24 protein-coding genes are annotated in these 26,239 nt (G+C 47.9%); all 24 read right to left on the reverse strand.

Annotation, left to right across the window (positions count from 1 at the left end):
* Positions 1–224 precede the first annotated feature (224 nt).
* Positions 225–1,172 (reverse strand): riboflavin biosynthesis protein RibF, encoded by a 948-nt coding sequence (ribF, locus tag HUG20_RS10165; protein WP_200084341.1) that lies wholly within the window; start codon positions 1,170–1,172, stop codon positions 225–227.
* 44 nt (positions 1,173–1,216) lie between these two features.
* Complete coding sequence (gene truB / locus HUG20_RS10170) at positions 1,217–2,146, reverse strand: tRNA pseudouridine(55) synthase TruB (RefSeq protein WP_200084342.1); 930 nt, start codon at positions 2,144–2,146, stop codon at positions 1,217–1,219.
* Between the two features lie 32 nt (positions 2,147–2,178).
* Positions 2,179–2,526 (reverse strand): 30S ribosome-binding factor RbfA, encoded by a 348-nt coding sequence (gene rbfA, locus HUG20_RS10175; protein ID WP_200084344.1) that lies wholly within the window; start codon positions 2,524–2,526, stop codon positions 2,179–2,181.
* Between the two features lie 22 nt (positions 2,527–2,548).
* Positions 2,549–2,824 carry a DUF503 domain-containing protein gene (locus tag HUG20_RS10180; protein ID WP_200084346.1) on the reverse strand — a complete coding sequence of 92 codons (276 nt, stop codon included), beginning with the start codon at positions 2,822–2,824 and terminating at the stop codon, positions 2,549–2,551.
* Positions 2,821–4,974, reverse strand: coding sequence for a translation initiation factor IF-2 (infB, locus tag HUG20_RS10185; protein WP_200084348.1), 2,154 nt, complete (start codon positions 4,972–4,974; stop codon positions 2,821–2,823). The genes HUG20_RS10180 and infB overlap by 4 nt, the downstream gene beginning before the upstream one ends.
* A gap of 18 nt (positions 4,975–4,992) precedes the next feature.
* Positions 4,993–5,295 (reverse strand): YlxQ family RNA-binding protein, encoded by a 303-nt coding sequence (locus tag HUG20_RS10190; RefSeq protein ID WP_200084350.1) that lies wholly within the window; start codon positions 5,293–5,295, stop codon positions 4,993–4,995.
* On the reverse strand, positions 5,292–5,564 hold the full coding sequence (gene rnpM, locus HUG20_RS10195) for an RNase P modulator RnpM (protein WP_200084351.1): 273 nt from the start codon (positions 5,562–5,564) through the stop codon (positions 5,292–5,294). Before rnpM ends, HUG20_RS10190 begins: the two co-directional genes overlap by 4 nt.
* The gene (gene nusA, locus HUG20_RS10200) at positions 5,561–6,781 is read right to left on the reverse strand and encodes a transcription termination factor NusA (RefSeq protein WP_200084353.1); all 1,221 of its coding nucleotides are present in this window, start codon (positions 6,779–6,781) and stop codon (positions 5,561–5,563) included. The genes rnpM and nusA overlap by 4 nt, the downstream gene beginning before the upstream one ends.
* Before the next feature lie 146 nt (positions 6,782–6,927).
* Positions 6,928–7,395, reverse strand: a complete 468-nt coding sequence (gene rimP / locus HUG20_RS10205) for a ribosome maturation factor RimP (protein WP_200084355.1) — start codon at positions 7,393–7,395, stop codon at positions 6,928–6,930.
* A gap of 919 nt (positions 7,396–8,314) precedes the next feature.
* Positions 8,315–12,613, reverse strand: a complete 4,299-nt coding sequence (locus HUG20_RS10210; protein WP_200084357.1) for a PolC-type DNA polymerase III — start codon at positions 12,611–12,613, stop codon at positions 8,315–8,317.
* Positions 12,614–12,692: 79 nt separating this feature from the next.
* Entirely contained in the window at positions 12,693–14,390 is a 1,698-nt protein-coding gene (locus HUG20_RS10215) for a proline--tRNA ligase (protein WP_200084365.1), read from the reverse strand.
* An 82-nt stretch (positions 14,391–14,472) separates the two neighbouring features.
* Complete coding sequence (rseP, locus tag HUG20_RS10220) at positions 14,473–15,729, reverse strand: RIP metalloprotease RseP (protein WP_200084373.1); 1,257 nt, start codon at positions 15,727–15,729, stop codon at positions 14,473–14,475.
* A gap of 64 nt (positions 15,730–15,793) precedes the next feature.
* The gene (gene dxr / locus HUG20_RS10225; protein WP_200084375.1) at positions 15,794–16,945 is read right to left on the reverse strand and encodes a 1-deoxy-D-xylulose-5-phosphate reductoisomerase; all 1,152 of its coding nucleotides are present in this window, start codon (positions 16,943–16,945) and stop codon (positions 15,794–15,796) included.
* 36 nt (positions 16,946–16,981) lie between these two features.
* On the reverse strand, positions 16,982–17,764 hold the full coding sequence (locus HUG20_RS10230) for a phosphatidate cytidylyltransferase (protein ID WP_200084377.1): 783 nt from the start codon (positions 17,762–17,764) through the stop codon (positions 16,982–16,984).
* A gap of 11 nt (positions 17,765–17,775) precedes the next feature.
* Positions 17,776–18,528: an undecaprenyl pyrophosphate synthase gene (uppS, locus tag HUG20_RS10235; protein ID WP_200084378.1), complete on the reverse strand. Its 753-nt coding sequence runs from the start codon at positions 18,526–18,528 to the stop codon at positions 17,776–17,778.
* A gap of 207 nt (positions 18,529–18,735) precedes the next feature.
* Positions 18,736–19,293 carry a ribosome recycling factor gene (gene frr, locus HUG20_RS10240; RefSeq protein WP_425504070.1) on the reverse strand — a complete coding sequence of 186 codons (558 nt, stop codon included), beginning with the start codon at positions 19,291–19,293 and terminating at the stop codon, positions 18,736–18,738.
* The gene (gene pyrH, locus HUG20_RS10245; protein ID WP_200084380.1) at positions 19,290–20,012 is read right to left on the reverse strand and encodes a UMP kinase; all 723 of its coding nucleotides are present in this window, start codon (positions 20,010–20,012) and stop codon (positions 19,290–19,292) included. Before pyrH ends, frr begins: the two co-directional genes overlap by 4 nt.
* Positions 20,013–20,079: 67 nt before the next feature.
* Complete coding sequence (gene tsf / locus HUG20_RS10250) at positions 20,080–20,961, reverse strand: translation elongation factor Ts (protein ID WP_200084382.1); 882 nt, start codon at positions 20,959–20,961, stop codon at positions 20,080–20,082.
* Positions 20,962–21,044: 83 nt separating this feature from the next.
* Positions 21,045–21,806: a 30S ribosomal protein S2 gene (gene rpsB / locus HUG20_RS10255; protein ID WP_200084384.1), complete on the reverse strand. Its 762-nt coding sequence runs from the start codon at positions 21,804–21,806 to the stop codon at positions 21,045–21,047.
* Between the two features lie 326 nt (positions 21,807–22,132).
* Complete coding sequence (locus HUG20_RS10260) at positions 22,133–22,549, reverse strand: DUF6115 domain-containing protein (RefSeq protein ID WP_200084386.1); 417 nt, start codon at positions 22,547–22,549, stop codon at positions 22,133–22,135.
* 34 nt (positions 22,550–22,583) lie between these two features.
* On the reverse strand, positions 22,584–23,972 hold the full coding sequence (locus HUG20_RS10265) for a flagellar assembly protein A (protein WP_200084388.1): 1,389 nt from the start codon (positions 23,970–23,972) through the stop codon (positions 22,584–22,586).
* 39 nt (positions 23,973–24,011) lie between these two features.
* Entirely contained in the window at positions 24,012–24,779 is a 768-nt protein-coding gene (locus HUG20_RS10270) for a FliA/WhiG family RNA polymerase sigma factor (RefSeq protein ID WP_200084390.1), read from the reverse strand.
* A gap of 344 nt (positions 24,780–25,123) precedes the next feature.
* On the reverse strand, positions 25,124–25,627 hold the full coding sequence (locus HUG20_RS10275) for a chemotaxis protein CheD (protein ID WP_200084392.1): 504 nt from the start codon (positions 25,625–25,627) through the stop codon (positions 25,124–25,126).
* Positions 25,624–26,238 (reverse strand): chemotaxis protein CheC, encoded by a 615-nt coding sequence (locus HUG20_RS10280; protein ID WP_200084394.1) that lies wholly within the window; start codon positions 26,236–26,238, stop codon positions 25,624–25,626. Before HUG20_RS10280 ends, HUG20_RS10275 begins: the two co-directional genes overlap by 4 nt.
* Position 26,239: the final 1 nt, after the last annotated feature.

The raw sequence follows: 26,239 nt of genomic DNA on the forward strand, positions 1-26,239 counted from the left end.
CCTTTTTATTTCTCCACTTCCCTCGCTTACCGCCGGTGGCGCGCGTAAGCCAAGCAAATGGCAGTAATGGCCTTGGAAACAGACCACATCGAGTAGAATACATTTTTTTTTGCGAGAATGCAAGTGTTCGTTCGATTTTTCTTTTCATTGACCGGAGATTAATGTTGGAAAAACTTTACTTATCGCCAAGGATGGCGAAAGTCTTCGTTGCACTTTATACTTTCTCACTCGCCAAAATAACGATAGGCCTCGCGCTTGTCAGCCTCCATTTGCGTAACCAGTGCATCTGCGGTATTGAATGTTATCTCAGGGCGAAGCATTGTCAACCATTTCATCTCTACGCGTTTCCCGTAAATCGTTTCATGAAAGGAGAGAAGATGAGCTTCAATCAATGGCTCCGGTTGCTGCTCATGAAAAGTCGGACGATACCCGAAACTGCAAACAGCCGGATAATCCGTTCCATCAATTTGCACATACGCGCAGAACACTCCAATTGGCGGCAATACGTAAGGAGCATCAAGCTCGATGTTCGCGGTCGGGAACCCTATCTCTCGTCCGCGCATATCCCCTTTCACGACTTTCCCATACACCGTATGGGGGCGTTTCAGCAAATAGCTCGCTTGTTCCAATTCTCCGGATTCAATGTGTTGGCGAATACGGGTGGAGCTTACTTTTTCTCCTTCTCTTTCCCATTTTGTAACAGCGGTCGTCGCAAATTTTCCACGGGCATGGGAAGGCAATGTTTCCATGTTTCCTTTCCCGTATTGGCCGTAAGAAAAGTCAAAACCGGCAACGGCATGAACGACATGAAGCGGAAGGATATAACCATCAACAAATTGTTGTGGCGAAAGCGAAGAAAGTGTGTTGTCGAAAGTGACGACAAAAAGCCGGTCCACTCCCAATTCCTTTATGTGGGTTTCTTTTACCGGCAAAGGGGTTAATTCGGGATAATCAGTCTCTTCATAATCCTTGGTCAGAACCGTGCGCGGGTGGGGATGAAACGTTAAAACAGCGGCCTCGGCACTTCTTTTTTCTGCTTCTGCAATCGCAGTCCGAATCACTTTTTGATGCCCTTCGTGCACCCCATCGAAATATCCAAGCGCCAGCACGATGGGAGGGCGTGATTCGCGCTCAGCAGCTGTTAATTCCGCTTGTAAATATTCCACTTCCATATCTTCGGCCTCCTCCTGCCAGAGGTGAGAAGTGGGAGAGCCTCTCACTTCTCATGTCCCGCATCCACCCTGAGCATTACATCCGGTTTGATCATGCCCTGTTTGCGAGGATGCGGTGTGTAAATCGCAAGGGCTTGGCGTTCTTTTGTAAAGACAATCCGCTTCGATTGCGGATAATCTTTTGCCGGCAGAACAGCGCCGTTTTTGATTTTTTGTGTTTCCCAGTCGCTGACTTCGTAGTGAGGGTACTCCCGGAGCACAGATTCTACGGGCAACAGGGCCCTCTCGACATGCCCATTTTCCGAGCGCTCTTCCATTTCCGGAATGCTCACGCACTCGTTTTGCCCAATGCCTGCACTCATCGTTCTTGTTAGCATCGATAAATGACCGGGATATCCCAGGCGCCTGCCAACTTCTACCGCGAGCGTTCGGACGTAGGTCCCTTTGGAACAAATAACTGAAAAAGGGATCAAAAGATGATCCCGATCCGGTGACCACATTGTATGCCCGGTGCGATTAAATGCATAAACCGTAACCGATCGGATCGGACGTTCAACAGCTTCTCCCGCGCGAGCATATTCGTACAGTCGTTTGCCATTAACCTTTACCGCCGAATACATCGGTGGGACTTGTCGTATCTCCCCAACGAATGACGCGAATCCCTGTTCCAATTCTTCATCCGGAATCGGGGTACGCACTGTTTTGCGGTCGATCACCTCTCCCGTCGCATCTTCCGTCGTTGTCGCGCTTCCCAATGCAATCTTGCCTTCATACGCCTTTGTGCCTTCCATTAAAATGGGGACAAGTTTCGTAGCCCGTCCGACACAAAGGGGGAGAACGCCCGTGACATCCGGGTCGAGCGTTCCCGTATGTCCGACTTCACGCGTTTTGAACCAACGCCGGGCCCGCAGCACACAATCGTGTGAAGTCATCCCTGCCGGTTTTTCCAACGGCAAAATGCCACTAACGTTCATTGTCTTCTCCTCCATCGGAGGGAGGCGCCCCTCTACTCTTCCTTTTTCAAATCATTGATTAGTTTTTCAATCCGATTGCCATAAGCAATTGATTCATCAAAATCAAACTCAATATCCGGGGTTTTGCGAAGGTTAATGCGCTTGCCGATTTCTGAGCGAATGAATCCTTTCGCTTGACGGAGCGCCTTCAATGTTTCTTCTTTTTCTTCGGATTCCCCCAGGACGGTAACATACACCGTGGCGTGTTGGAGATCCCCGGTTACGTCAACCCCTGTGACGGTGACAAATTCCACTCGAGGGTCTTTCACTTCCCGCATGAGTATATCGCTCAGTTCTTTCTTCATTTGTTCACCGACTCGTTGGGCACGCATTTGACTCATCGTAAACACTCCTCACTACTTACTACAGCCACTCATATTGAACCGAATGGCATTCCAATCCTGCGCTGCCGTCAATCATCTTAAGCACATGTTCGAGCTCTTTCTCAATCACCTTGCGGGTCTTATTAATGCATGCAATGGAAAAGGATGTACGTTGCCATGCATCTTGATGGTCCATCTCCGAAATGGAGACATTCAAACGGCGCGCCCGGGTAATAAGACTCTGCAAGATGGAGCGTTTTTCCTTTAAGGAACCGCAATCCGGCAAAAAACATTCACAATGAATGACACCGATCATGTGCGCGGAACTTCTTCCATGACGTAAGCTTCTATCGTGTCGCCTTCTTTCACATCATTAAAATTCTCCAGCGTAATGCCGCATTCATAATTATTGCTGACTTCCCGGACATCATCCTTAAACCGCTTGAGCGCCGAAATTTTTCCGTCAAAAATAACGACACCGTCCCGAAGTACACGCACGTTGGAATCCCTGGTAATCTTACCGTCGGTTACATAACTTCCGGCAATTGTTCCGATTCGCGACACTTTAAACAGTTGGCGAACCTCTACGTGGCCAATTACTTTTTCTTCATATTCCGGATCGAGAAGCCCTTTCATCGCAGCTTCAATTTCCTCGATTGCGTCGTAAATGACACGGTACAGACGTACGTCAACGTTCTCTACTTCCGCTGTCCGTTTTGCGTTCGTACCGGGGCGGACATTGAAACCGATAATAACCGCGTTGGATGCGGAAGCAAGAATGACATCCGATTCTGTTACCGCTCCGACACCCGTATGAATAATATTTACCTTGGCGCCGGCAACATCAATTTTCTCGAGGGATCCGCGCACGGCTTCTACGGAACCTTGCACATCCGCTTTAACGATGATGTTGATTTCCTTAATTTCACCTTCTTTAATTTGGTTATACAAGTCATCAAGGCTAACACGAGACGTTTGGCGCCTCCTTGCTTCCTTCGCCCGGACGGCACGTCCTTCGCCGATTTGTTTCGCCTTTTTCTCATCGGCAAACACGAGAAATTGATCGCCGGCTTCTGGTACGTCATTCAAACCGGTAATCTCCACCGGTGTCGACGGTCCTGCAGTTTTCACACGCCGGCCGACATCATTCATCATCGCCCGAATACGACCGTACGTATACCCGACAACAATAGGGTCACCGACGTTCATCACTCCCCCTTGCACGAGCAATGTTGCAACCGGTCCCCGTCCTTTATCAAGCTCCGCTTCAATGACCGTTCCTTGCGCTCGTTTCGATGGATTGGCTTTTAACTCTTCCACTTCCGCGACGAGCAAGATCATTTCGAGGAGCTCATCGATGCCTTCGCCTTTCATGGCCGAAACGTTAACGAAGATAGTCTCACCGCCCCATGCTTCGGGGACTAGCTCATATTCCGTTAATTCTTGCATGACGCGATCGGGATTCGCGTTTTCTTTATCCGTTTTGTTTACGGCAACGATAATGGGGACTTCCGCTGCTTTCGCATGATTCAATGCTTCCACCGTTTGCGGCATGACCCCGTCATCGGCAGCGACAACGAGAATGGTGATGTCGGTAGCCTGCGCGCCGCGGGCACGCATCGTCGTGAACGCCGCGTGGCCGGGAGTATCAAGAAAGGTGACCCTTTTTCCTCCTTCTTCCACTTGATAAGCACCGATGTGTTGGGTAATGCCACCGGCTTCCGTATCGGTGACCTTCGTCTTGCGAATACCGTCAAGCAAGGTGGTTTTCCCGTGGTCCACGTGTCCCATGATCGTAACGACGGGAGCCCTTTCTTCAAGGTTCGCGGGGTCGTCTTCTTCCTCATAACGTTCAATATCCAACGGATCGACGACTTCTTCTTCTTCTACTTCCACGCCAAAATCATCGGCTATCAACTCGATGGAAGTTTTGTCAAGGGCTTCGTTTTTCGTTGCCATAACGCCTAAGCCCATGAGCTTTTTGATGAGTTCGGACGTTTCTTTGTTTAATTTCTGCGCCAATTCCGCAACGGTTAAGCTCCCGGAAAACGTAATTTTTTCAGGGATTTTCGGTGCTTCTTTTGCACGCCGTTTTTGATTTTTATTGCCTTTGCCTCTTCTGCCGGGACCTTGGTTTCCTCCTCGCTGCCCGCCGGGACGTTGGCGATTTTGCCCGTTGTTCCTTTTATCTTGTTTATTGTGTTGCTGGGTTTTTTTACGGTTATTTTGATTTTGGGATTGTGTTGAAGCATTCGTTTGTTTTTCTTTTGTTTGATTTTCGTTTCTCCCCATACTCCCATCCTTTTTCTCTGTTGTTTGATTTTGCTCTAGCTGTTTGATTTGTTCGTCATTAATTACAGACATATGGTTGCTCACGTTTATATTTTTCGCCTTTAAATCCGCAACGACTTCTTTGCTTGATTTATTAATGGACTTGGCGTATTCATATACTCGCATTTTCGCCATAAAAACAACCTCCAACTTCTATTGGTCTAGCATCCGGATCATTTTTTTGGAGAATCCTTTATCCGTAATGCCGATGACAACACGTTCGCGTTTTCCGATCGCTTCCCCTAACGCTTGCCGTGTTCCCGCTTGCCTTATTGGAATATGATAATGTCGGCATTTATCATCAAACCGTTTGTTTGTGTTTGTTGATGCATCATCGGAAATAAGAACAAGATGAAACCGTTCCGTTTTAATGCCTCGCATAACGGTGTCTTCGCCGCTGACAACCTTGTTGGCTCGTGTAGCAAGCCCGAGAAATCGGTGAAAATCTTGTTTCATTTGTTTGCTTGAAGACGTTGTGTCTCCAGCCTTTCATAGGTTTCTTCATCGATGTTTACTTTTAAATGCCGTGATAAAAGGTCTTTCTTTTTGGCCAGTGCGAAACATTCCTCTGTGTTTGTAATGTACGATCCGCGCCCGTTTTTCTTTCCGGTCGGATCAACGGATACATGGCCTTCCGGGTCCCGGACGATTCGCACGAGCTCTTTCTTGGCTTTCATTTCACCGGTAACGATACACTTTCGCAAAGGGGTTTTACGCTTTTTCATTCGTCTTTCTCCTCTACGGCGTCGGTTTCCGGAAACTTTTCATCAAGATCGTCATCCAAAACAGCTTCTATATCTTCCTCTCCATACACCTCTTCTTCTTCGATCTCATCTTCTTGAATGTTATGCTCTTCCCCTTCATCTTCGCCGGGGACTCGAGCGGTTGCCGGATCGTATACCCCTTTCTCTTCTGCTTCCGAGAGGCTTTTGATATCAACTTTCCAGCCCGTCAGCTTCGCTGCCAAGCGTGCGTTTTGCCCGCGCTTCCCAATGGCAAGCGACAATTGGTAATCCGGGACGATCACGAGGGTGCTTTTCGATTCCTCGTCGACTTGAACATCGAGCACATTCGAAGGGCTCAAGGCATTTCCGATGTAGTTGACAGGGTTATTGGAAAAATGAACGATATCGATTTTTTCGCCCTTCAATTCATTAACAATTGCTTGAACGCGTTGTCCGCGCTGCCCGACACAAGAACCAACCGGATCAACGTCAGGATCTTCAGCGTAAACGGAAATTTTTGACCGGTCCCCTGCTTCTCGTGACACGGATCGAATCTCAACAGTTCCATCATATATTTCCGGAACTTCAAGTTCAAATAATCGCTTTAAAAGACCCGGATGGGTACGTGAAATCATAATTTGCGGACCCTTTGTCGTTTTTTCCACTTTTGTAATATAAGACTTGATCCGGTCGTTATGCGCGTAAGTTTCATTCGGCATCTGTTCGCTTTGTGGAAGGATAGCTTCCACTTTTCCTAAATCAACATAGATAAAGCGATGATCCTGGCGTTGGACGATCCCCGTCATAATGTCTTCTTCGCGATCGATAAACTCTGAGTAAATGATGCCTCGCTCCGCTTCGCGCACGCGCTGGGTAACGACTTGTTTTGCGGTCTGCGCCGCAATTCTCCCAAAGTCTTTCGGTGTTACTTCAATTTCGACAACATCATCAAGCTCATAATGCATGCTTATTTCTCTCGCGGCTTCGACGGTAATCTCCAGCCTGGGATCGAAGACTTCTTCAACCACTTGTTTGCGTGCATACACTTTAATTTCACCATTGTCACGGTTGATATCGACGCGGACGTTCGGCGCTTGGCTGAAATTTCGCTTGTAAGCCGATATCAACGCGGATTCAATTGCTTCGAGCACGATTTCCTTTTCGATGCCTTTATCCTCCTCCAATGTCGCCAAAGCATCTAAAAAGTCGCTGTTCATAACTACGCGGTCCCCTTTCGGTGAATACAGTGAAACTTCCATTAACAGAGGTCAGATTTCAGAGGCCAGAGGTCGGAAATGGTCTTTTTTTCGGGATCTTCCGATTTCCAGCTTCCAATGTCTGACTTCCGGAAAAGCCGATTGCTCTATAATACGGACAATCGTGCATTTGCAATCAGGCGCTCCGGCACCTGAAAAGCAATGGTCCGTGCCTTTTCACGAATGTTGATCGTTATTTCGCCATCTTCATAAGCAGTAAGCTCTCCCGTAAACGTTTTTCTGCCATCAACATGTTCATACGTCTTGATATAGACGTTCTTCCCGATAGCTCCCTGGAAATCCTTTGCGTTTTTTAGCGGGCGTTCCGCCCCCGGAGAACTTACTTCCAAATAATAAAATCCCTCGATTGGGTCTTCTTCGTCTAATTTTTGACTCATCTGTTCGCTGACGAGGCTGCATTCCTCAAGTCCCACACCATCCGGATGGTCAATAAACATACGTAACACCCAATTTTTTCCTTCTTTCTTATATTCCACATCCACAAGTTCCATGTTGAGATCAGCAAGAACGGGTTTCGCGATCGTTGCCACGTTTGCCTTCACATTTTTTGACATGTGCTCCCTCCTTTGCAAAAGCCGTCCAGTATGATGAGAAAAACTTTGGCTTAGCTTAGAAAACTTGGCTTTTCGCCAAGCTTTTATGGTGAAAGCCTTCGTTGCACTTATGTAGGTAAGAAAGTTGCTTTATACTTTCTTACCTACCAAGTTCCGGTAGCGAGCCTTAGGTCTTACGAACATTTTTTCAAAGTGCAAGCAGAAAGAGTGGGAACTAGCCCCACTCTTTTCTCCGTACGTATCCATCTGTTGCCAACGTTAAAATATCACAATTTCCCAACGATTGCAAGTCACACGCGGACCGAGGAGCGCCCTCTCTGCGTGTGTGGTGCATGGCATTGTGCTTATCTGCTATTTATTTTGGCCAAATGTGGACAATCGTAAACCTCGGGACATTCATGGGAACCACTCGATTTATCGTTGCGCAAAACAGCAGTTCACAGACTTCGAAAAAAATCGTGAGACGTTCATTCGTTCTATTTTCGCGATGATCGACGAAAACAGATCGTTGGACGCTTTCTTACGGTCTATTATCACAACGAGCGCTGAAAATAGATCGATGGTCGCCCGCTTACGTTCTAGAATCGCAACGAAGCCCGAAACCAGACCGTTTTATGCTCTAGGTGGCCTCACCGACCAGATGGAGCCTAGCATTCGCTCATCCCCCGTTTCGAATACAAGTGATCACTCCCGATGGTACTCATACCATTCAGAGGGACGGGGGGCCGCGTTGTCGTACCCCAAAAGGCAGGCTTCTCTCTTAGAGGGACGGTAATTATATTGCTTCTCTTTCTCTTGCCCCTCCCGGAGCAGCGCTGCTTAAAACCCGGGGAATGTGCACTCCGCAGGCATTAATAAGTGAAAATAGAAAGCGAACGATGTAACGTTCTCGCAAAGAAAGAATTTCTGATGCGTTCCTCTAGAACAACGAAAGCTGGTTCGAATCCGGCAAGCCTTCCAGGCAGTTGCTCGCTTCCAAATTTTGAATCACGTTTTTCGTCGCTTTGCTTCTTTGCTGCAAATCTTCTTTTGATAAAAACTCACCGTCCGCTCGCGCGTCGACAATATTTTTCGCGGCATTCGCGCCTACGCCTTCCAACGCGCCAAACGGCGGGATCAACGCATCTCCATCGACGATAAACGTATCTGCCTCCGAACGGTAGAGATCAATCTGCCCGAAAGAAAATCCGCGCTCCGTCATCTCTAGCGCCAGTTCCAATACCGTAACCAGACTTTTTTCTTTCGGCGCCGCGTCAAATCCTTTTGCTTGAATGTCCTCGATGCGCGCCCGGATAGCAGCGCTCCCTTTTTGCATCGTTTCAAGCTCGAAGTCACTGGCCCGCACACTGAAATAAGTGGCGTAGAAAAGAATCGGATAGTGAACTTTGAAGTATGCGATTCTCACCGCCATCAGAACATACGCTGCTGCGTGCGCTTTCGGGAACATATACTTGATTTTCAAACAGGATTGAATATACCAATCCGGGACGTCGTGCTTTTTCATTTCGTCAATCCATTCTTGCTCCAAGCCTCTTCCCTTACGGACGAATTCGGTAATTTTAAAAGCAAGCGATGGTTCCAGACCTTTATAAATTAGGTTAACCATAATGTTATCTCGAAGGCCAATCACGTCTTTCAGCTCACAAATTCCATCGCGGATTAATTCATCCGCATTGCCGAGCCACACATCGGCCCCATGGGACAAGCCGGAAATTTGCAGGAGCTCGGAAAACTTCTGCGGTTTCGTTTCTTCCAACATTTGCCTGACGAATCGGGTGCCGAACTCGGGAATGCCATACGTGCCGGTTTTGCACATAATTTGCTCCGGCGTGACGCCGAGCACTTCCGGCCCTTCGAATATACGCATAACCTCAGGATCGTCAATAGGAATGTCATTGGGATCAATGCCGCTTAAATCTTGCAACATCCGGATGACCGTCGGATCATCGTGGCCGAGAATATCGAGTTTCAATAAATTGTCATCGATGGAATGAAAATCAAAATGGGTCGTCTTCCAACTCGCGTTTTTGTCATCGGCCGGATACTGCACCGGGCAAAAATCATGGATATCTTTATCGCCCGGAACAACGATGATGCCGCCCGGATGTTGGCCGGTCGTCCGTTTCACCCCTGTGCAGCCATGAACGAGCCGATCGATTTCAGCGCCGCGGATATGGTCAATTTGGTTGTCGTTTTGATACCCGCGCACGAACCCGTAAGCCGTTTTATCCGCAACCGTGCCGATCGTCCCCGCTCGAAAGACTTTGTCATCCCCGAATAATTCACGGGTGTACGCGTGCGCGCGTGCCTGGTATTCCCCGGAGAAATTCAAGTCAATATCGGGAACTTTATCGCCTTTAAAGCCGAGAAACGTTTCAAAGGGAATATCATGGCCTTCGCGGATATACGTGGACCCACATTGTTCACATAATTTGTCCGGCAAGTCATACCCCGAAGCCACCGAGCCGTCATCATAAAAAATAGAGTGTGAGCAGTCCGGGCAAACGTAATGGGGCGGCAACGGATTAACCTCGGTAATGTCGGACATCGTTGCCACAAAGGAGGATCCGACAGAACCGCGGGAGCCGACGAGATAGCCATCATCCAGGGAACGTTTGACGAGTTTATGGGAAATTAAATAAATCACGCCATACCCATGCCCGATAATGCTTTCCAATTCCTTTTCCAAGCGGTCTTCGACAATGGAAGGAAGATCTTCCCCGTACATGCGCTTTGCTTTCCCATAGGTGAGCGACCGCATTTCTTCGTCGGCACCCTCGATGTTTGGTGGATACAAGCCGCTCGGAACCGGCGCGATCGCTTCGATCTCGTCCACGATCTGTTTTGGGGATGTGACCACAATTTGGCGCGCCTTTTCTTCCCCGAGGAAAGCAAATGCCTCCAACATTTCCGCAGTCGTTCGAAAGTGCACCTTCGGCATCGTTTGTTTATTTAGCGGATTCGCTCCGCCTTGAGACGCAACAAGGATTTTTCGATAGATATGATCTTCCGGTTCCAAATAATGGACATTGCCAGTGGCGACGACCGGAGTCGCTAAACGTTCACCAACCTCGTACAATTTTCGCATAATGTCCAAAAGTTGTGCTTCACTTCTTATGATATCTTTTTCCAATAGATGATTATGGATTTCCGGCGGTTGTATTTCGATAAAATCATAGAAACGGGCAGCTTTCTCCGCTTCTTCCGCGGATTTTTGCATCATTGTTTCAAAGACTTCCCCTTGCTCACAGCCCGATCCAATCAACAACCCTTCCCGATACCGGACGAGTTTTGACCGCGGGATTCGCGGCGTTCGGTGAAAATACGATAAGTGGGATAAGGAAACGAGTTGATACAAATTTTTCAAGCCTTCTTGATTTTGAACGAGAATCGTGCAATGGGAAGGTCTATTTTTATAAAAATCGCCGCGGCCAATATTTTCATTGAGTTGGCGATGTTGATCAATTCCCTGCTCATTGGCGTCACGAATCATTTTCATAAAAAGATAGGCGGTGGCTTCCGTGTCATAAATGGCGCGGTGGTGGCTGACGAGTTCAATGTCAAACGCTTTGCATAATGTGTTCAGCCGGTGATTTTTCATATTTGGATATAAAAAGCGGGCTAGTTCCAACGTATCGACGACCGGCTGTTCTACCTTCGCCCATCCTTCTTTTTTGTAGCCGGCGTTGATAAAACCGATATCAAAACTGGCGTTGTGCGCGACAAGACCGGCATCTCCCACAAAATCCGCAAACTGTTGCAAGACATCGCCCACCTCAGGGGCATCTGTCAACATTTCATCGGTAATACCGGTAAGCTCCGTAATTTTCGCGGGAAGGGGTACATGCGGTTGTGCAAACGATTCAAACCGGTCCACAATTTCCCCGTTCGTCACTTTTACGGCAGCCAGTTCAATAATCGTATCATAAACGGCTGATAGCCCGGTCGTCTCCACATCAAAGACGACAAACGTTGACGCTTTTAGATTCCGTTCGCTCTCATTGTACGCGATCGGCACACCATCATCGACGAGATAGGCTTCCATGCCGTAAAGCAGTTTAATGTCATTTTTTTGCGCAGCCGAATAAGCTTCCGGAAAGCCTTGTACGACCCCGTGATCCGTAATCGCGATAGCCTCGTGGCCCCATTGTGCCGCCTTTTCCACAATTTCCCTCGGGGAGGCCACACCATCCATCTGGCTCATCGTCGTATGCGCATGCAACTCGATGCGTTTTTCATTTTCAGGGGCCCCATCCATCCGCTGCGCAATTTGAACTTCCGTGAGGTCATTGGCAATCATGACGAGATCACGAACAAATGTATCGTCTTGAATACTGCCTCTTGCTTTCAGCCACTTGCCCGCTTTTATTTCATTGAATAGCGGAATATCCTCTTTATCTCTGGAAAACATTTTCACAAGCAAAGAGTCTGTGTAATCGGTAAGTTTAAATGTTACTAACATACGCCCGCTTCTTAACTCACGCGTTTCCGCTTGAAACACATATCCTTGTATCGTCACCCGACGTTCTTCATCCTGAATGGAAGCAAGTGGGAGGGGCTCGTCTTTAATCGGATAACCGATGTGCAATTGTTTTTTCGCTTCCGGCGCCGCTTGTTTTTCCTTTTTTTGCTGTTCCATCATTGCTTCAATGACTTTCGATTGTTCTTCCTCTTTTTTTTGCTCCAAAAAGCGGGTTTCTTCCTCGGTAGCAATTTCGACTTTCGGAGAAAAGGTAAGCGTTTCAAACCCTAAAGATTGGAGCGCGGCTTCCAAAGCGGGACCTGCTTGTTTGGAAAGGGAATTGGCTTCCGCCTCACTGTGGCACGTAAGCATCAAGAAACGTCCGTTCACAGCCGGTTCTGATCGTTCCAGCTTCAGGGCGATATGGTCGGGGAGGGCACTCGCTTTAGCAATGATTGCAGGCCAGTACGTCGCCACCTGTTCGGAGGGAATGTTTCCTTCATCATAAGCGATGGAAAAATCAATCGTGGCCATTTCCCGGAATCCTGCGTTCAGTTTTTCCTGCAACAGTTGGATCGCGAACGCATTGACCGGTTTGTCCAGCCTGAACGTAAAATGCCATTTGCGCGTTTCCCGATAAACATCTAATTTCTCGATGCGTCCGGAACGCAACTCTGATTGGTAAACATCTTCAGGGATTCCAATCTGTTCCAAAAGAAGTTGAAAACGTTCATACCGAACAGCACTGTCATCCATAGAAAACCGTCCTTTTCTAGAAGTTGGAAGTGAGAGATCGGAGGTGAAAAAACTTCATCCGCCAACCTGCACACTTCCTTTACCATCCGATCGTTTTTAAATACGCGGGTAAGTTTTCTGCTTGTACTTCCGTTACTTCGCCTGTGTTTCGGTCTTTTACTTCGACGATGCCTTCATTCGCTTTTTTGCCTGCTGCGATACGGATGGGCATGCCGTAAAGATCGGCATCCTTAAACTTCACGCCCGCACGTTCTTTGCGATCGTCATAAAGAACGTCATAGCCTTCCGTTTGAAGTGCCTCGTAAAGATTTTCCCCGAGCGTCAGTTGCGCCTCATCTTTCGGATTGATGACGAGCAGATGCAAATCAAACGGCGCAAGTGCTTTTGGCCAAATGATGCCGTCTGCGTCATGATGTTGTTCCACAACGGCAGCTAGCGTACGGCTAATGCCGATGCCGTAGCAGCCCATTTGCATCGGCACACTTTTGCCATTTTCATCCAGAAACTGGGCACCGAGGGCCTCTGAATATTTCGTTCCAAGGCTAAACACTTGCCCCACTTCAATGCCTTCGGCAAATTGAATCGTTCCTTCCCCGTCGGGGGACGGATCTCCTTCTTGAATCATGCGAAGATCGGCGAAGGCATCGACTTTAAAATCACGGCGATGGTCAACATTGACATAAAAGGCTTCGTCTTGATTGCCGCCACAGACGGCATTGACAAGCGGGCGAATCGCTTGATCGGCGACAATTTTCACACTCGACGGCGCCTTCACCGGACCAATGTAAGCAGAAGACGTGCCGAATCGTTCCTGCACGTGTGCATCCGTTGCAACTTCAACATCCAATGTATCAAAATGGTTTCCAATCTTCACATCGCTGATTTCATGATTCCCTCGCGTAAGAATGAGTACGGGGGCTTCGTCAATATAAAAAAGCCGGCCGGTAATCACCGCAGACGTTGGTTGGCCAGCGGCAGTTGCCACGGCTTCTCCGTTTGCAAACCCTTTTTCTTCGGAAAGGGCTGTAGACGTTCCTTCTTCCGTGTCGTCAGGCGGACGAACAGCCGCGATTTCAATGTTCGCGGCATAACCGGAACGATCGGAATACGCGATCGTGTCCTCGCCAATATCGGCTAGTGCCATAAACTCATGCGTGCCCCCGCTTCCCCCGATGGCACCCGCGTCCGCTTCCACCGCGCGAAAATCAAGGCCGCATCGACGAAAGATTTTCATGTACGTCTCATACATCACTTCATAGGTCTCGGCGAGCGCTTCTTCCGAGGGTTCAAAAGAATAGGCATCTTTCATAATAAATTCCCTGCCGCGTAACAATCCAAAACGAGGACGGCGCTCATCCCGATATTTTGTTTGAATTTGATACACATTGATCGGTAAACGTTTATAAGAGTGAATGCCATCGCGAACAATTGAGGTGATCACTTCTTCATGGGTGGGGCCGAGTACAAAACGCCGCTCATGACGATCGTTCAGCCTCATTAATTCGGGGCCGTAATCCTCCAAACGGCCGGATTCTTCCCAAAGTTCGGCCGGTTGAACCGCCGGCATCAATAATTCTTGCGCCCCTGCACGATTCAATTCCTCTCTGATGATCGCTTGAATTTTGTGCAGCACCCTTGTTCCAAGTGGTAAATATGTATAAATGCCGGCTGCGGTTTGCCGCATTAAGCCGGCGCGCAACATTAGTTGGTGGCTAATTGCTTCCGCATCCGCGGGAACATCCCGCATCGTCGGGCTAAAAAACGTTTGTTGTCTCATTCGTTACACCCTCCTTTTTCGGAAATCAGAAGTCAGAGGCTAGAGGCCAGAGATTGGCACTCCCACCTCTCCCATCTAATAACTACATAAACAACCGGTTTAAGTCATTCCAGGTGACCATGAGCACGAGCAACATAAGCAGCGCAAAACCGACGAAATGGGCCACACCTTCCTTGTTCGGATCGATCGGTTTTCGGCGAATCGCTTCCAAGACGATAAAGACCAACCGGCCACCGTCAAGAGCAGGAAGCGGCAACAAGTTGATGAGTCCGATATTGACACTCAACATCGCTGTCCACATGATCAAAATAAGGATCCCCATTTCCATCACTTCACCGGTATAATCATAAATCCCCACCGGTCCCGCTAAATAATCCAAGGAAAAATCACCGGTAAAAATGAGCTGAAGAACGTCGAATATTAATACAACCACTTCTTGAATTTGCGAGATACTGTATTGAAGCGACTCAAACACAGAATGAGTCCACGTCGGTTCGACACCGATTTGGCCGATCTCTGCATCTACAACATCCTCGTAAACGCTATCCACCACCATCGTGAATGATTCAGTCGCGCCATCCCGATCTACCACCATCGTGATTTCTTCATCAGGCTGTTGCTGGATGATTTCCGTCATATCGGTCCAGCCGTCAATGGATTCACCTTCAATGGAGACAATCTGATCCCCTTCGGCCAATCCTACTTCCTCAGCGACACTATCGTCCATCACGTTCGAAACGATCGGTTGAGGAATCCCTTGGATAAGCCCATAGATCACAAACAAAATAAACGCAAGGACGAAATTCATTGCCGGTCCCGCAACAATGGCAGCTGCCTTTTTCCACGGCTTTTTCGATCCGAATTGCCGGTCCCAAGGGGCAATTTGTTCCCGTTCTTCATCCACAATCATATCCGCTTGGCTGTGGACGTCGTAACGAACCAATCCTTCTTCATCGTCACTGTAGGCATCTATAAAAAGCTGATGTTCAAGGTCGGCCCGTTCAACCGAAACAATTTTGGCGTCGGCATGTTTCGCCTTGTTATTCACGATGATTTCTTTTACGGTGTCATCCTCATGAAACGTTAAACCCACTTCATACCCCGGTTTAATTTGCACGATTTCCGGGTCTTCACCGGCCATGCGAACGAAACCGCCGAGCGGGAGTAACCGAAACGTATAAACCGTCTCGTTCTTTTTCTTGGAAAACAATTTCGGCCCGAAACCGATCGCGAATTCCCGGCAAAGAATGCCTACTTTTTTTGCTACGTAGAGATGGCCCCACTCGTGAATGGCAATAATAAGCCCGAAAATCACGATGATGGCTATAAGCGTTTGCACGTGCTTTTCACCTTCTTTTTGGCTTGCATATCAGAAATGTGAGGGGGAAGGGGAGAGCTTCCTCTCACATTTCTGTTCCATTCCTTACCCGTTCTCGTGTTTCTTCATCAATCTCCAACACTTCTTCGATTGTAGGCTCCGCAATGACGCTATGGGCAGCGAGCGCCTTTTCAATAACGTTCGCGATGCCGGGGAACGAAAGTTTCCCTTCCAGGAAACGTTGGACGGCACCTTCATTTGCCGCGTTTAAAACCGTCGGTGCCGATCCGCCCGTTTCACCGGCTCGGTAAGCCATCAATAAACATTGGTGCTTGACCGGATCGATTTTTTCAAAATGTAACGTTCCGACTTCCCATAAGTTTAACCTTTCCGGACCGTCTAATTCAAGCCTGTCCGGAAAGCTGAGCGCATACTGGATCGGCCCTTTCATATCCGGGGTGCCCATCTGTGCAATCACACTCTTATCTTGATATTCAACGAGGGAGTGAATAATGCTTTCCCGATGGATAACGACGTCAATGTTTTCATAAGGCATATCGAACAACCAATGGGCTTCAATGACTTCGAGGCCTTTATTCATCATCGTTGCCGAATCAATGGTGACTTTCTGTCCCATCGACCAATTCGGGTGATTCAATGCATCTTTCGGTGTGGCGTGCTGGATTTCCTCGGCGCTCCAATCGCGAAAGCTCCCGCCGGATGCGGTGATGATCAGCCGCTCGACGTCGCTGCGATTGCTGCCTTGCAAGCTTTGCAAAATAGCGGAATGCTCGCTGTCGACGGCAATCAACTGTGCGCCGTAACGTTTGCAGGCAGCAGTTACGAAGTGTCCCGCGGTTACGAGGGTCTCCTTATTGGCGATCCCAATCGTTTTTCCTGCTTTGATCGCGGTCATTGTCGGTTTCAAACCTTGGCTTCCCACCATGGCGTTCATCACGAATGCGGCGTCCGTCTCGCCAAGCGCATCCAACAATGCCGCCTCACCTGCCATTGCCCGTGTCTCCGGTGGGAGATGAGCTTTCAATTTTCCAAGATCGCCTTCATTTGCAATGACAACGGTCGCAGGTTGAAACTCGGTGATTTGCTTTTTTGCAAGCTCAATATTTCGGCCACAGGCGAGCATGCTTACCTGAAATAAATCCGGATGTTGACGGATGACTTCTAGGGTTTGCGTGCCGATTGACCCTGTTGAACCAAGTACAGCGACTTTTTTCATTCGACTTCACCTTCTTCACACCCGCGAGCGGGCCGATTAAATCATTAGTACATAAAGGGCGGGAAACACGAAAATAAGACTATCGAAACGATCAAGAATGCCGCCATGGCCGGGAAGGATTTTGCCGGAATCCTTTACATTATAATAACGTTTAAAGGCAGATTCCACGAGATCCCCGCATTGGCCGGCAACGGAAATAACGATCACCGCGACGATCGTTAGCCACAGAGACGGAAAAGGAGGCCAAAATGAAGCGAAAATAACACTCGCCACAAGCGCCAGCGCGAATCCTCCCAACGCGCCTTCGACCGTTTTCTTCGGTGAGATTTTCGGCCAGAGCGGACGCTTTCCGAATTTTCGTCCGAAAAGATAAGCGCCCGTATCCGTCGCCCAAATAGCGATTAGGACGAAAAGAACAAAGGCAAATCCTTCCTCAAGGCGAGCCGCCAGAAAGAAGTGCAATCCGAATCCAACATAAAGGGCGGCAAATGCGACAAACGCAACCTTTTCAAAATTGTACCGGTTGGCCGAAATGACCGTTACGAGCAGCAACAACCAGACAGCAACTATCATGCTCATCAATAGAGCGTCATTGGGTATGAACGTTGATTGCGGTCCCGCAACCAATAGAAACAGGGAAAGCAACAATCCGATGAAGGCAGGCATGGAAAAGAGACTTAATTGGTTCATTCTTAACAATTCCATGAAGCCCACAACTGCCATTGCCGCAACAAGCAGAGCAAAAACGGATCCGCCGATGACGAGCGGGACGAGGAAAATGACAAGTCCCATCATTGCAGTTACTACTCTTTGCTTCATACGAACGCTCCTTACACCCCGCCATATCGACGCTTACGTTGTTGGAAAACCGAGATGGCCTCGGCAAAATCGTCTGCGTTAAAATCCGGCCACAATACATCAGTAAACCAGAATTCGCTATACGCCATTTGCCAAAGCATGAAGTTGCTTAAACGAATTTCCCCGCTCGTTCTGATCAATAGATCCGGGTCGGGAAAATCGGATGTATACAGTTTGTCGGAAATCATCTCTTCGGTAATGTCTTCAGCTTGATAACGCCCTTGTTCAACTTCGGTGCTAAGACGCTTCACCGCTTGGACGATCTCTGACCTTCCTCCATAATTAAGCGCCAAATTTAAAATAATGCCATCGTTATCCGCCGTCTCGAGCATTGCCGTTTCAACGGCTTTTTTTGTATGGGAAGGCAAGTCTTCAACAGCACCTATGACACGAACTTGTACATTGTTCGCTTGCAGTTTTGGTAATTCACTGGATAAAAAACGTTCCGGAAGACGAAGAATAAAGTCGACTTCTGTCTTGGGCCTTAACCAGTTTTCCGACGAAAACGCAAATAATGTGAGCACTTCAACACCCATATCATTCGCGGTTTCTGCAATGCGGTGGATGGTTTTCATGCCTTCACGGTGACCGATATTTCTCGGCATGCCCCGTTTCAGCGCCCATCGCCCATTTCCATCCATAATGATGGCCACATGGGGCGGAACTTCCGTTTTCACATCAACGGCTTGTGACTCTTTCTGATGATTAAAAAACCTTCCCAACATGGTTTACGCACCAGCCTCTTACTGGATGTGGGATGTGGGAAGTGAGAGGTGGGAAAATGATTCCCAGGTCTCCTACGTCAAGTTACTCCACATCCTTTGTGATCCGCGTCGGTCTTATCCGTCGACAGATTGGACGTATGAAGTACGGCACTTGAATAGCTAAAACCCCCTTGTCGAGCAGAGGGTTTTTGGGCGCATCGCACCGCTTTACACTTCCATAATGTCTTTTTCTTTTTCGTCTGCCGCTTGATCAATTGTTTTTATATGTTCATCTGTGATTTTTTGGATTTCTTCTTGCGCACGCCGGGATTCATCTTCGGCAATATCTCCGTTTTTTTCCTGTTTTTTCACTTGATCATTAATATCCCGACGAATATTACGGATGGAAACACGTGCGTCTTCGGCATATTTTCGCACAAGTTTCCCTAATTCTTTGCGACGTTCTTCCGTGAGCGCCGGAATCGTAATGCGAATCACTTGGCCATCATTATTGGGAGTGAGGCCGAGATCCGCTTTTTGGATGGCCTTTTCAATATCTGCAATAGCTGATTTGTCAAAAGGAGACACGACGAGCAACCGTCCCTCGGGCACCGTAATGCCTGCCAGCTGATTGAGCGGTGTTTCCATTCCGTAATAATTGACGGCGACCCTGTCTAGAATCGCCGGATTCGCACGGCCGGCACGCAATGTGGCAAGTTCACGGTTTAGCGAATCCACTGTCTTTTCCATTCGGTTTTTCATGTCTTTTTTCATCGGGTCATTCAAGATCCGTTCCCCCTTACGACGGTTCCAATATCTTCTCCTTGAACCGCCCGTTTGATATTCCCTTCCTTTGAAATAGAAAAAACGATTACCGAGATGTTGTTATCCATGCATAAGGAAGATGCGGTCGAATCCATCACGCCCAGTCCATCCTTTAAGACGTCAAAGTAGGATAACTCTCGATATTTAACCGCATTTTCATTCTCTGCGGGGTCAGCATCATAAACGCCATCTACGTTATTTTTTGCCATTAGGATGACGTCAGCTTCAATTTCCGCTGCCCGCAATGCTGCTGTCGTATCCGTAGTAAAATAAGGATTGCCGGTACCGGCTGCAAATATGACGACGCGCTTTTTTTCCAAGTGCCGGATTGCTTTGCGTCGTATGTATGGTTCAGCGACTTGGCGCATCTCTATGCTCGTTTGCACCCTGCTCTCCACTTCAATTTCTTCAAGGCTGTCCTGTAAAGCGAGGGCGTTCATGACTGTTGCAAGCATTCCCATGTAATCAGCGGTGGCGCGATCCATTCCTTGAGAACTGCCTGCCATTCCCCTCCAAATATTGCCGGCTCCAACAACGATGGCGATTTCTGTACCCAACGCGGCTACGCCTTTTAACTGAGAAGCAATAGATTGGATGACGTTCGGATCAATGCCATACCCTTGATCTCCGGCAAGTGCCTCCCCGCTTAATTTCAAAACTACACGTTTGTAATTGTGCATCGTATGCCTCCATTACTAGAAGTGAGAGGTGAGAGGTGGGAGGTGAGAAAAGCCCCCACCGTTTGCCTTACTCTTTCACTTGCGACATGACTTCGTCGGCAAAATTCTCCTCTTTTTTCTCCATTCCTTCTCCCACTTCATAACGAATAAAGGAGGAAACTGTTGCGTTTTGGCTTTTCATATATTGTTCTACAGTTTGATCGCTGTCTTTCACAAATTCTTGATCCAAGAGCGTCACTTGTTGGAAAAATTTCTTCAAACGGCCTTCCACCATTTTTTCAACGATCTTTTCCGGTTTTCCTTCATTAAGCGCTTGCTGTTTAAGAATTTCCCGCTCTTTGTTGACTTCTTCTTCGGGAACTTCATCGCGCGTCACATACGTTGGCTTAATCGCAGCCACATGCATCGCTATATCCTTTGCAACCGATTCGTCCGTTGTGCCGTCGACCACGGCAAGCACAGCGATGCTTCCTCCCATATGAAGGTAAGCGCCGAATGCTTGCGTTTCTGTTTTTTCAACGACCGTGAAGCGCCTTAGCGAGATTTTTTCACCGATGGTAGCGATCTGCTCGGTAATATACTGTTCGAGGGTGTCTCCGCCTTCGGTTTTCTGTGCCAACGCGGTATCGACATCGCTTGGTTGATGGTCAAGCAGGTGCTGGGAAACGGTCGAAACGACCTTTTGAAAGTTTTCGTTTTTCGCGACAAAATCGGTTTCGGCGTTGATTTCCACAATCACTGCTTTATTGCCGTCAACCTTGACGTTCGCCAATCCTTCTGCCGCAACACGCTCTGCCTTTTTCGCTGCTTTGGCGATTCCTTTTTCACGCAGAAAAGCAACCGCTTCTTCCATATTTCCATCTGTTTCCGTTAACGCCTTCTTGCAATCCATCATTCCGGCGCCGGTTTTTTCCCGTAGTTCTTTTACTTTGCTTGCGCTGATGGCCATGTAAACTCCTCCTTATTTTTGTTTTTCGTGGAAAAAAGGTGACATGGGACTCGCCCTTGTCACCCCGTTTTTTCTCTTCCTTATTATTCTTCAGCGTTTGTCGTTGCCGGTTCAGGTTCCGGGTCCGATTCTATTTGTTCTTCGTCCGCCACTTTTTCTTCTTCTCCCTGGCTTGCTTCCACAACAGCATCCGCCATTTTTGATGTAAGCAAACGTACCGCACGAATGGCATCATCGTTACCCGGAATGACGTAGTCCACTTCATCCGGATCACAATTAGTATCGACAATGGAGATGATCGGGATGTTAAGTTTACGTGCTTCCGCAACGGCGATCCGTTCTTTGCGAGGGTCGATAATGAAAACGGCATCCGGTAGTGTCTTCATGTCTTTGATCCCGCCCAAGAATTTCTCAAGGCGATCCATTTCTTTTTGCAAAACCGTTACTTCTTTTTTCGGAAGGACGTCAAACGTCCCGTCTTCCTGCATTTTTTCCAAATCTTTAAGGCGCGTGATCCGCTTTCGGATCGTTTGGAAGTTTGTCAATGTACCGCCTAACCAGCGTTGATTAACAAAGTACATCCCGCAACGGCCAGCCTCTTCCCGGACGGATTCCTGTGCCTGCTTTTTCGTGCCGACAAACAAGATTTTGCCGCCGTCCGCAGCCAAGTTGCGCACGTATTTGTAGGTTTCATCTACTTTCTTCACCGTTTTTTGCAAATCGATGATGTAGATGCCATTTCGTTCCGTGAAAATATAACGGCTCATTTTCGGGTTCCACCGTCTTGTTTGGTGGCCGAAATGCACACCTGCTTCCAGTAACTGTTTCATAGAAATAACAGCCATATTTTTTCCTCCTTCGGTTTTTTTCCTCCGCTTTGCATCATGTTCCTGGAAAAACGGTCGTTTTCCCATTACTATCACTAGATAGTAGAACAAAACCGTGGTCGTTGGACGGCACCGTTGTTCGAATCAGCAAGCGTGTGTATTCAATAACACCGCAGTAACTATACCATAAGATGCGGGATCTCGACAAGCGATATGTTGCGCTTCTATCATTCGTCACTCCCGTTGGGAATACCTTTCAACAGGATTACCCTAAATTACGGTTGGCAAACGTTTTTCGGGTACCCGGCACCTCTCGTATGGATGGCTACCCATACGCTATTCATTTACGTTCGTTCATGTTTTTTTAGCAAAAGTTCAACTTCCCCGTAGCCAAGGGAAAGCGTCTCGGCAATCTCCTGTTTGCTTTTTCCTGTTTGCGCTAATCTTAACGCTTGTGCAGCAGGTGTTACTTGCGCTTCGTTCTCGCCTGCCGGTTCAGGTGGCTCATACCCTTTTTCCTGCTTTTCAAGTTTGCCGGTTGCTTGTGCGAGCTCGAATCGAAAGGGGTTTTTTGGCGTATTTGCTTGCTCGGGTCGTAATTGCCGGAGCAACCGCTCGTTGTCTTCCTTCATTTCATTTGTGTATCTTTTTAACAATCGTTCAATTTTATCTCCGGGAGCGGCACTTTTCTGAAAAAGATAGACGATGGCGGCAAAGGAGACGGCGTGCAGAAGTACACTTATGATTACAAAGACGATCACAGTTAGCCTCCTCTTTTTCTCGAATGGCGGTTGTTTAGGAATCTTGTTGCTCGATGCGAATCTCGCCTTCGGACAAAAAAATGTTGACCGCGTTTCTGTTTTTCGTGATTCTGCGTTTATATTTGCCGATGTGCACGTTTGTATTCACGAAAGCCTGATGGGTGATAAAAACCCCTCCGTTATCGCGCTCGCCTATTCGATCATTAAAGGCTTGCAAGGTGTCATAAGCTTCTCTCATTCGGTCGTAAAGCTCGCTCAACGACTGGCGAATCCGAAGTTTCATTATTCGATCTTTCGTTGACAGAAGAGGATTCTCCCTTTCTTTCTCCGCCATTTTTGTTTGTAACGTTTGCAACTTACCCTTTTCTTCTTTTCCGTTCAGCAAAACGCTCTCCGCTTCTTTTCGGGCCGTTAACAACTTTTCCTGCACGCCAATGTATAGGGACGTGTGTGTGTTTAATCCATTGCCTGCTTCTTTTACTTTGATCTTTCGCCCGGCGGAAAGTTGTCCGCCGACAACATTCCCTTTTCCACTCGTGCATATCAATGCATTTCCGGCCTCGCATTGACTGTGTAAAATATGATTGGAAACATGCATATCGTGACCGGCAAAAACAATCCCTTGATTGATATACCCACTATAAACATCATAACGCGCGTTGATTTCCCCTTTCCCTTGGCCGGCAATGCCTTGGGAAACAAAGATGGACCCGCCTGCTTCCAAATACGCAGCGTCGACGGACCCTTTTACATGGATATCTCCATCGGCATTCACCCGATAACCGGAAGCGATGGAACCATGAATGACAACATTTCCATTAAATGTAATATTTCCCGTTTTCATCGTTAGATCGCCGGGAACTTCATAGACGGGATAGACATGCACGGTCCGGCCAGCGATGCTTAATTGGCCGTTCAGAATCGCTTGCAGGCTTTTTCCGTCTTCAGACAAAGCCGTGTTTTTCCCGGCTCGTAACGTAAAATCTTTCCCTCTTAAACCCGGAATAGGGTTTCCATATACATCCACGCCGGCCTCGCCTGTTGTGGCTTCCACTTTGCGAGCGACGATTTCATTTTGCGTGGCCATCGGGATCTCCGTTACTTGCCGCAAATCCACAGAACCGAAATCTTCGCTTTCTTCTTGTGATGCATAATTCTTACGTGTCGCTTCCAAATACGCATCCGTTCCACGAGTCGGTTTTTTTCCTCTGGCCACAATCAATGGGAACGTTACATGGACCAGATCGTTTGCCAATTTTCGGATGCTTTCGTCGTCAATGCCATAGACAATCCCATTGGCATGCAGGAATTTTAGCACGTCTTCGTCATGATAATCCCTGTCTTCCACCGGTTTATTCGAAAAACAACTGGCCATCATTGCATCACGTGACACTTTTATTTTAAAGTACTGTGTAAGTTCCATGCACGTCCCCTCCAAATTAAACTGTGGCCTGGCTGACGGTTATATTTTTGCTTCTTCTTTTTGAAATGCTTGTTTTAAACGAAACAACGCCCTTGCATGAAGTTGGGATATCCTTGAAGTGGACAACCGCAATATATGGCCGATTTCCGTCAATGTCAGATCTTCGTGATAAAAGAGGGAGAGCACGAGTTTTTCTTTCTCCGGAAGCGTTGATATCAGATGTTGCAACTGTTTTTTTGTCTCATTTTTTTCTGCCTCTTCATGAGGGGTGGGCGTTTGAGGATCTTGCACCATTAACGGATGGGTATCTTCCCGGTTCTCATCCTCCGGCGCTTGGTCGATCGATAAGAGCTGTGCCATGTAATTTTCCGCTGTCGTTTTTAAAACGTCCTCGATGGATAGCTGAAGCGTGTCCGCAACTTCGTGTTCCGTGACATACCTTCCTTTTTGCTGCTCAAGCTTTTCTGTCGTATCCTCAATCATTTTTGCCTTTTCCCGTGAAGAGCGAGGCAGCCAATCTTCTTTCCGCAAACTGTCAATGATGGCCCCGCGCACCCGAAAAGACGCATATGTATAAAATTTTAAATCTCGGCGATGGTCGAACTTTAACAACGCATCGTATAAGCCAACCAAGCCCTGTGATCGCAAATCCTCACGGTCTACATTTGTCGGAAGCGTAGCGCCGATTCGCTGCACATGATAATCGACGAGCGGTGCATGGGCAGTTAGGATTTCTTCGGCTGCCTGTTCATCTTTTTCATTGATCCATCGTGCCCAATGATCCTCCATTGCAGTTGGTCGTTCCATGGTAGCGCCTCCTTTGCTAGAGGTTAGAGTTGGTAAATAAGTCAAAAAACCGTTTCCTTCATCTGAACTTCTTTCCCCTGAGTAGTCGTCGCAATTAATTCTCGTTCTTAACTAAAAAATACAGTTGGTATCAATGAAAAATTATCGTAATAACACTTGCTAGCGGAGGAAAAACACGGAGACTCCTGTGGGAAAGCGCAGCGGGAAGACCCCGCAGAAAAAAGCGAACTTCTAACGAGGAGGCTGAGCTAAAGGCCCACGGAAAGCGTAGTGTTTTTCCGCAGCGGTTACCATCGTTCATGATTCTATTTTCCAACCATAGATTTTAGTGTTGACCCACCTTTTCAATAAAGCTTAGTCCCGCCGTGAATCGTTCGTACCGAAAGCGATTGGTCCTTAAGTGAAAATACAACACTTCGTCCTTCGGATCCGCCTGTCACATCCGCCGTGATTGGAATATTCGCCTGTTTCAACGCTTCTCTCGCCGCTTCGGCATTTCGCTCGCCAATCTTCATCATCGGATCAACCGTTGATAACCTTTGAAACATGTTTGCCCCTCCGGCAATTTTCGCGCGTAACGTTGTGTTCCGGAAAGGGCCGAGTCGCTGCATCGTTTCGAGGAGCAACGGCACAGCTGTGTCCGCATACTTTGCATGGTTAAAATCATCGTTTCTGCGAATCGAAGCGTCCGGCAACATGACATGGGCGAGGGCAGCCGCGGCACCGTTCGCGGGATAAATAACGATAGCTACACATGATCCCAATCCGGAACTCCCGATCGAATTCGGCGCCAAACAATGCCCCATATCCGCCATACCGACTTTCACCGTTTTTTGCGTCAACGTCATGACGGCATCCCTTCTAAAGCAGTGCGAAGGACATTCATACTTCCCGGTTCGGGGATTAAGTAAAACTGTGCCTGAAGACGTTCCGGGCTTTCTGCAAACCAATCGTTAAAATACGTTTGAATCAAAATAACGTCATCCCCGTATAACGAAAGAGGCAAAAGACTTGGGGTTATCGCCGCACCTGCCATATCGATCACAACATCCGGAATCGATGATCGGACATTCAATTTCGTCACATCGGCAAACGTCGCTACATACGCACCCGTAATGATATTCCCAAATTCATGAAGCGCTGAATTGCCGATGCCATCCATGATTCCGGTGCTTTCGCCGGTTAATCTCCCGATAATGTTTGAGACATGGGCAGCGGGAAAAATAAACAGCATCGTCGCTCGAAACGCACCCTTCATTTTGAGGGAAATTGCAGCAACTTCGTTTTCGGGACCGCCCGCCAGTTCGATAATTTCATCAAAGCCGGTGAGAGTGACGGCCGGGACCGTCATTTTACACGACATATCCAGCAACCGGGAAAGGGAAGTCGCCGCCTGGCCTAACCCGATGTTGCTTATCTCTCGAATTTTATCTAATTCTGCTTGATGGATGGAAAACATC

The organism is Salicibibacter cibi, from assembly GCF_016495865.1.
Taxonomy (GTDB): Bacteria; Bacillota; Bacilli; order Bacillales; family Marinococcaceae; genus Salicibibacter; species Salicibibacter cibi.